Source organism: Sphingopyxis sp. RIFCSPHIGHO2_12_FULL_65_19 (assembly GCF_001830555.1).
GTDB lineage: Bacteria > Pseudomonadota > Alphaproteobacteria > Sphingomonadales > Sphingomonadaceae > Sphingopyxis.
Map to the genome: position 1 here is coordinate 1 of NZ_MIAM01000028.1, position 7203 is coordinate 7203.

Genomic DNA, 7203 nt, shown 5'->3' on the forward strand with positions numbered 1-7203 from the left:
CCGGCATCGTGTCGCGCGGCGGCAGCATCATGGCGAAATGGTGCCTCGCGCATCACAAGGAAAGCTTCCTCTACGAACGCTTCGACGAGATTACCGAGATTATGAAGGCCTATGACGTCGCCTACAGCCTCGGCGACGGCCTCCGCCCCGGCAGCATCTATGACGCGAACGACGAGGCGCAGTTCGCCGAGCTCTACACGCTCGGCGAGCTCACCAAGCGCGCCTGGGCACAGGATGTGCAGGTGATGATCGAGGGGCCGGGCCACGTCCCGATGCACAAGATCAAGGAGAATATGGAAAAACAGCTCGAAGCCTGCGGCGAGGCCCCCTTCTACACCTTGGGGCCGCTCACCACCGACATCGCGCCGGGCTATGACCATATCACCAGCGGCATCGGCGCCGCGCAGATCGGCTGGTACGGCACCGCGATGCTTTGCTACGTCACGCCCAAGGAGCATCTGGGCCTGCCCGACCGCGACGATGTGAAGGTCGGCGTCGTCACCTACAAGCTCGCCGCCCACGCCGCCGACCTCGCCAAGGGCCACCCCGCCGCACAGGTCCGCGACGACGCGCTATCGAAAGCCCGCTTTGAATTCCGCTGGCGCGACCAGTTCAACCTGTCGCTCGACCCCGACACGGCCGAGCAATATCACGACCAGACGCTCCCCGCGGAAGGCGCCAAGACCGCGCATTTCTGCAGCATGTGCGGCCCGAAATTCTGCTCGATGAAGATCAGCCAGGAAGTGCGCGAGTTCGCCAAGCTGCAAAATCAGGACAGCGCCGGCTTCATCGCCGCGGAAGAGGCGGAGAAGGGCATGGCGCAAATGAGCGAGGTTTATGAGGAAACCGGGCGCGAGCTGTATATGGGCTCGGGTGGCCGGGAGCATGATTGAATATTAGGCTCCGGCAATGCATTGAGTAATTTCTCAAGGAGTTACTCAATGGTCGATGACAGTGAATTGCGACGCCGGTTAGCGCTGCTTCGAGACAAAATCGAAGCTGGTGAAGTCAAATTTGCGCCTCACCTAGCCGATGACATGTCTTTGAGCCTTGAGGCCGTAAAATATAGCCCTGATGGCGAGATCGATTTGTCCACGGTGGATTCACGGGTACGATCGTTGGCTCTCGGCGTCGCGATGATGAAACAACGTAGTGATATAAAGGACGCTACTTCTCTACGAGAAATACAAAAGGCCTATTTTGATCGTATAGAACATATGTTCGGCGACCTTTTTAGGCTGATGAAAGAGCGCGACAGCCACCCTCAGGCTGTCGCGTGGGCGGTATCTAGAGATAGCAAGTCAGTATCCGAAAATTACAAATACATTCCACAGTTCGTAGAAGATTTAACAGATTTTTGGCAAACACTATCCGAAGGCGCAAAGTATCATTTGCAAGATCTTACCGGATCTAAGGGAGTTTTTGGGGGAGATCTTTTCCCCTCATATACCAAGAATATCGCATCAACATCGGGATTATACCTTGATACGATAGTCCTAACGGACCCGTTTATGAATTGCCGTCGCCTTTTCTCGCTATGGGACAAGCAAGAGGCAGTTCGCATGTTCATAAAACATGGCTTAAACGTTCTACAGTACAAAGATTTAGCTACGGCTGATTTTTCTCCTCCTATAGTAGCCATACTGCCATTCGACTCTTCGCATGATGAAGAGTCCGACGAGATGCTTGTTGACGCATCACTCCCCGATTTCTTCCAGCATCTGGAACTCCTATTTGGCCGAAAATTTGCATCTTTTGAAGAGGCTGGCGAGTTTGCTGCGCGTCTCGACACGCCTGAAAAGGCTGTAGCCGAAATCATAAATCGAGAGAGGCTCTTGTTTGACGTCGAATGGACAGAACCTCTCCCCGATCAGATCAAGAAAGCCATCTCGGACAATGGCGACATCGCTGGAGGCCAACACCCCGGGATATACATACTGAACCAGTCATTTGGGCGTATGCGGCAAGCTAATGACATATTAGGAAAAAGTAGAAACTTGGGCGGAGTTCCGCTGCTAGATGCACCGACGTCGTGGCAGTATTTGAATTGGAAGATGGAATACAGTGCGACTCGGTTTGGACATGAGCTATTACCGCTCCACATGAGTCGCGGACTTCAAAGCCTAGGGTCTACAGAATTTCAATGGCTGGGAGATATCCCTCCGGATGCACTTATCGAAATGCGCCGCCAAGGTGCGCTTGATGAAATTCGTGCCACGCTCTCTTCGGGCGTCGAAGAGATTGCTAAAGTGAAACCCGAGAACTTTTTTCGGACAGCTGACAAGATTGGCGAGAATCTCGAAGAAGCTTTCGCTAAGCACCAAGAAAAAATTCAAGAATTACGAAAGAAAAAATGGACATTCCTAGGGAAAGATATTGGAACTTGGCTTGTGGTAGGCTCCATTGAAGTAGGCGCCGCATTTTCCGGTCTTCCGGTAGTCGGCGCCGCCGCTTTTGCAGCAGATCAACTACTCGACGCTCCGAAGCTGAAAGATCTTCCGGGAAAGGCAAAAAGCGTATTCAAGGAAGCAAAGGACATCCAAAAGACGCCAATGGGCTTGCTGTTCCGCCACAAGAAGTAGCCGACGCCCGTGCGGCGGTGTGGTCGCTACGATGTTCCCTGCAGCGCGTCCAGGCTATGCAGTCGGCACCACCCCCACTCCATGCTACACTCCTACCCATGCGCGCCCGAAACCCCCTCTATGTCATGGCCAAGCCGCCGCCGGAGGTGCAGGCGCAGATCACCGCGCTGCCGCGCAACGATCCTTCGCGCGGGCCGCACTTCCTCCATGTCACGCTCATCTCGCTCTACGACCTGCACTATGCGCCGCCCGAGTGGCTGCCCGCGACCATCGCCGCGCTGGACAGCTTGGCATCAGCACCTTTCCCGCTCCGCTTCGACCGGATCGAAAACCGCAAGGCGGTGACTTTGCGCACGCGCGATCCGCTGGCCGAGGCGCGGGCGTTCCAGAAGGCGCTGGTGAACCATCTGCTGCGCGAAAAGGCGCCGATCATGGACGGCACCACCCCCGAACCGCACATCACGATCAACTATCGCGGCGACCGCCTGAACGCGCAGAAGATCCCGCCGATCGGCTGGACGGTCGATGAAATCATCCTGACCGAAAGCATCCTCGGCCGGACCACTCATGTCGAACATGGCCGCTGGCGGCTTGGCGGGGAATGGCGGCCCGATCCTATTTCGCACATCGGCGCCCCGAAACCCCTTTCCTACAATATCCCCCTCTGCTTCACCCGTCGGACGGGAAGGGCGCGCCGCTGGCGGCGTCCGCTTCCTTCCCGCCGCCGTCCCGCTGATCCGCCTGAATTGCGCCCGCCGCCCCGTTTCTTGGTCTGCCCGATACCGCCGTCACGGCGTCGCCAAGGGGCTGATCTTTACTGAACTTTGGCGGGCCGCCCGCGCCCGGCCGCCGCGCCGGGTCGACTCGCGTTGCCGCCCCCGATAGGGTGACATCGGTTTCCAGCGACGGGAGAAAAGCGATGCGTGGACATAGGGCGCTGATGGCGGGTGCGATGCTCGCGCTCGCGGCGTGCGGCAAGGCCGAGGCGCCCGCCGCGCCCGAAGCCGCCGCGCCCGATACATCGGTGCTCGCCGCCGGCCCCGCCGCCGCGATCCGCGACGTTGCGGCCGCCGACCTGCCGCCCGGCGTACGCGACGCCGTGCTCGCCCGCGTGCCCGGCATGAAAATCGCCGAGGCCGAGCGCAAGGAACGCGGCGGCCAGGTCTTTTACGATGTCGAGGGGACGCGCCCCGACGGCAGCGACGTCGAACTCGACCTGATCGAGGAGGCCGGCGCCTATAGGGTGGTCGAGATGCAGCGCGACATCGCCTGGGCCGACGCCCCCGCGCCGGTGCGGTCCGCCGCGGGCGCCGCCGCCGACGCCTTCACCCCCGCGCGCGTCATCGAAAGCACGCAGGAAGACGGCATGATCGTCTATGAACTTTTCGCCCCCGGCCAGCCCGACGAGCCCGCGGCCGAGGTGAACTGGAAGGACGGCAAGGCGGCGCTGCGCACGACGCGCAACGCCTATTGAGCATGGCCGACACCGCCCCGAACGGCCCCGATGCGGGCGCCACCTTCTACCACGGCACCCGCGCCGACCTGGGCATCGGCGACCTGCTCGCCGCGGGCTGGACGAGCAATCACGCCGCCGACAAGCCGCTGTCGTGGATCTATTTCTCCGCCGCGCTCGAATCGGCGATCTGGGGCTGCGAACTGGCCGCGGGTGAGGCGCGCGAACGCATCTATATCGTCGAGCCGACCGGCGACTGGTTCGACGACCCCAACCTCACCGGTCAGAAATTCCCCGGCAACCCGACGCGCAGCTACCGCAGCCGGGCGCCCTTGCGCATCGTCGGCGAAGTCGAACGCTGGACCCCGCACCCGCCCGAACTGCTGGCCGCGATGAAGGCCAGCCTGGCGCAGCTGAAGGCAGCGGGGAAGGACGTCATCATCGACTGACCGCACGGAACCCCGTCGCCGTTCGCGGGTCTATTCCAGCAGAGGGGCCACAAGCCTGCCTGCCCGCCGCCGCGGCGCGGCATGCGACCATGGAGTGACGTCGATGAACAAGCTGATGATCCTGCCCCTTGCCACCGCCACCGCGATGCTCGGCGCCTGCGCCTCGACCGGCGGCTATGCGGGCGGGTATGACGACGGCGGCTATGGCTATTATGACCGCGGCGCTTACGACCAATATGGCCGCTATGATTATGACCGCCCCGACCCGCGCCATGGCGGCTATTATGCCGACAATTATTACCGCAACGACCGCCGCTATCGCGAACGCCGCCTGTCGAACAACGACCGCGTCTATCGCGGCCGCGACGGCAAATATTATTGCCGCCGCAACGACGGTTCGACCGGGCTGATCGTCGGCGGCGTGGTCGGCGGCATCGCCGGCAACGTCATCGCGCCCGGTGATTCCAAGACGCTGGGCACGGTGCTCGGCGCGGTTGGTGGCGCGGTCGCCGGACGCGCGATCGAACGCAGCGGCAACGACGAGGTGCGCTGCCGCTAAAGGCGCCGGTGCGGCGGCTTGCGAAGCGTCGTCGGCGTCATTAGCCTCCCGCCCGTCAAGATCGGGAGAGGTCAATGATTGCCGCCGCCAAACTCGCCGCCGCGCTGTTGCTGCTGGCCGCGCAGGGGTCCGCCTCTGCCCCCGTCGCGCCCGACCCGCGGCGCCCGGCACCGACCCTGGACAGTGTGCCGCCACCGCTGCCCGCGATGACCCGTCCCGCGGTGCTGATCGTCAGCAAGACCAACGGCTATCGCCACGACAGCATCGCCCAGGCGGTGCCCGCGATCGAAGCCTTGGTGAAAGCGCGCGGCTGGAGCAGCTTCGCGACCGAAAATGCCGCGGTGTTCAACCCCGATAGCCTGGCCCAATTCGACGTCATCGTCTTCGCCAACGCCAGCGGCGACATCTATACCGACGATCAGCGCGATGCGTTTCGCGGCTGGATTGCCAAAGGCGGCGGCTTTGTCGGCCTTCACAGCGCGGGCGACGGCAGCCACCCCGACTGGTTCGTCAACATGCGCGGCAACGGCCAATTCACCGGCCATCCGGGCGGCGCCAACCAGTTCCAGACCGCCACGCTGATCCTCGCCGACCGCCGCCATCCCGCGACGCGCCACCTGCCCGCGAACTGGCGGTGGACCGACGAATATTACAGCTGGGACGCCCCGCCCGCCGCCGACGCGCACATCCTCGCCCGCCTCGACGAAACGGCGATGCGGCTCGAACCCCGGCTGCGGATGGGCGACCACGCCCTCATCTGGTGGCGCTGCGAAGGCCGTGCGCGCATCTTCTATTCGGCGCTGGGGCATATGGCCGAGGCGTGGGCCGACCGACCGCATCTCCAGATGATCGACGGCGCGATCGGCTGGGCTGCGCGCCGCGAGGGGACGGGCTGCGACTAGCCCGGTTCCACCCGCGCCGGTTCGGCAGGACGGCCTGCGACCGCCACGCGGATCAGCGCCGGGATCGCCGCTTCACCGCTCGTCGCGGTAGAAGGGGCGGTCGCCCGCGATCGTCACCCGCTCCATCCGCCGCACCGCGGGGAAATAGTCCGACGCGGCATAATGCTGTCCGGCACGATTGTCCCAGAAAGCGATCGACCCCGCGCGCCAGCGGAAACGGCACTGGATTTCGGGCACCGCTGCCTGGGCGTAAAGATGGGCGAGCAACCATTCGCTTTCCTTGGCCGACACGCCTTCGATATGGCTGGTGAAGGCGGTGTTCACATACAGCGCCTGTTCGCCCGTCTCGGGATGGGTGCGCACCACCGGGTGAAGCTGCGGCGGATATTGTTCGTGCAATTCATGCGCGCTCTTGCCCAGCCTTTTGGCGAACACGCGCGCAATATCATGCACCGCGGTCAGCGAGCGGCACCAGTCCTGCATCGCGGGCGACAGGCCGCGAAACGCCGCCGCCATGTCGGCGAACAGCGTATCGCCGCCGGCATCGGGCACCTCGATCGCGCGCAGGATCGACCCCAGCGAAGGTTCGGCACGCCAGGTGACGTCCGAATGCCAGAAATTCTCGCGCCCGCGCGAATCGGGCCCGTGCGCGATATGCAGCACTTCCGGGTTCGGCTGGTCCTTCGGCGTCGCGGGGTGGATTTCGAGGGGCCCGAAGCGCCGCGCAAAGGCGATATGCTGTTCGGGCGTGATGAACTGATCGCGAAAAAAGACGACCTTGTGCGCGAGCAACGCGGCGCGGATCTCGGCAATCGTGGCGTCATCCTGCTCGTCTCTCAGGTCGATGCCGGATATTTCGGCGCCGATGGTCGGGGTCATCGGCGCAACCGTCAGACGGTCGAAAACCCGCTGCGACGAAACGAGGGTCATGGCATCCGCTCCTGCTGTTTTCTTGTCGGGGCATGAGAAAGCCATGGCGGCAGCGAGTCAAGCCGCCCTGCGGCTATCCGGCAATCTCTGCGGTCGCGGCGCGTTCGATCGCCGCGCGCCAGTGGCGCCGCACCGGCAACAGGAAAATGTCCGACAAGGCCCGTTTGATCTCGTCGGCAGTCAGGTAGCGCCGGTCGACGCGCCCGTCGACGAGCCGCGTCGTCAGCCGATTGTCGCGCAAGCCGTAACGCGCCTCCGCGGTCGTGCGCGCGGCGATCAGCTGGTGGCGGAAATGCGAGCCCGGATGCGCCGAGGTGTACCAGTTTCC

9 protein-coding genes are annotated in these 7203 nt (G+C 62.9%); 7 read left to right on the forward strand and 2 right to left on the reverse strand.

The features are described 5' to 3' along the window. The 7 genes from A3E77_RS09300 to A3E77_RS09330 form a co-directional block, all read left to right on the forward strand. A partial coding sequence (locus tag A3E77_RS09300) for a phosphomethylpyrimidine synthase ThiC (protein WP_293645220.1) occupies nt 1–893 on the forward strand: 893 nt, incomplete at its 5' end. Nucleotides 894–941: 48 nt separating this feature from the next. Then, nucleotides 942–2582: a hypothetical protein gene (locus tag A3E77_RS09305; protein ID WP_293645222.1), complete on the forward strand. Its 1641-nt coding sequence runs from the start codon at nt 942–944 to the stop codon at nt 2580–2582. 125 nt (nt 2583–2707) lie between these two features. Continuing rightward, nucleotides 2708–3403, forward strand: coding sequence for a 2'-5' RNA ligase family protein (locus tag A3E77_RS09310; RefSeq protein ID WP_293645224.1), 696 nt, complete (start codon nt 2708–2710; stop codon nt 3401–3403). A gap of 98 nt (nt 3404–3501) precedes the next feature. After that, entirely contained in the window at nt 3502–4056 is a 555-nt protein-coding gene (locus A3E77_RS09315) for a hypothetical protein (RefSeq protein ID WP_293645226.1), read from the forward strand. A gap of 2 nt (nt 4057–4058) precedes the next feature. After that, entirely contained in the window at nt 4059–4484 is a 426-nt protein-coding gene (gene arr, locus A3E77_RS09320; RefSeq protein WP_293645228.1) for an NAD(+)--rifampin ADP-ribosyltransferase, read from the forward strand. 103 nt (nt 4485–4587) lie between these two features. Next, nucleotides 4588–5043, forward strand: a complete 456-nt coding sequence (locus tag A3E77_RS09325) for a glycine zipper 2TM domain-containing protein (RefSeq protein WP_293645230.1) — start codon at nt 4588–4590, stop codon at nt 5041–5043. 74 nt (nt 5044–5117) lie between these two features. Further along, the gene (locus tag A3E77_RS09330) at nt 5118–5945 is read left to right on the forward strand and encodes a ThuA domain-containing protein (RefSeq protein ID WP_293645232.1); all 828 of its coding nucleotides are present in this window, start codon (nt 5118–5120) and stop codon (nt 5943–5945) included. Between the two features lie 72 nt (nt 5946–6017). On the opposite strand, the gene A3E77_RS09335 is transcribed toward A3E77_RS09330, so the two are convergent. Continuing rightward, complete coding sequence (locus tag A3E77_RS09335) at nt 6018–6875, reverse strand: TauD/TfdA dioxygenase family protein (protein ID WP_293645234.1); 858 nt, start codon at nt 6873–6875, stop codon at nt 6018–6020. Between the two features lie 73 nt (nt 6876–6948). After that, nucleotides 6949–7203: arylamine N-acetyltransferase (locus A3E77_RS09340; protein WP_293645236.1), on the reverse strand; the 255-nt coding region annotated here is incomplete at its 5' end.

What these genes read in the sequence shown, in the direction of transcription:
- A3E77_RS09315 (WP_293645226.1), top strand. Translation starts at nt 3,502, where the DNA reads ATGCGTGGACATAGGGCGCTGATGGCGGGTGCGATGCTCGCGCTCGCG.
- A3E77_RS09330 (WP_293645232.1), top strand. Translation starts at nt 5,118, where the DNA reads ATGATTGCCGCCGCCAAACTCGCCGCCGCGCTGTTGCTGCTGGCCGCG.
- A3E77_RS09335 (WP_293645234.1), bottom strand. Translation starts at nt 6,875, where the DNA reads ATGACCCTCGTTTCGTCGCAGCGGGTTTTCGACCGTCTGACGGTTGCG.
- A3E77_RS09305 (WP_293645222.1), top strand. Translation starts at nt 942, where the DNA reads ATGGTCGATGACAGTGAATTGCGACGCCGGTTAGCGCTGCTTCGAGAC.
- A3E77_RS09325 (WP_293645230.1), top strand. Translation starts at nt 4,588, where the DNA reads ATGAACAAGCTGATGATCCTGCCCCTTGCCACCGCCACCGCGATGCTC.
- arr (WP_293645228.1), top strand. Translation starts at nt 4,059, where the DNA reads ATGGCCGACACCGCCCCGAACGGCCCCGATGCGGGCGCCACCTTCTAC.
- A3E77_RS09310 (WP_293645224.1), top strand. Translation starts at nt 2,708, where the DNA reads ATGGCCAAGCCGCCGCCGGAGGTGCAGGCGCAGATCACCGCGCTGCCG.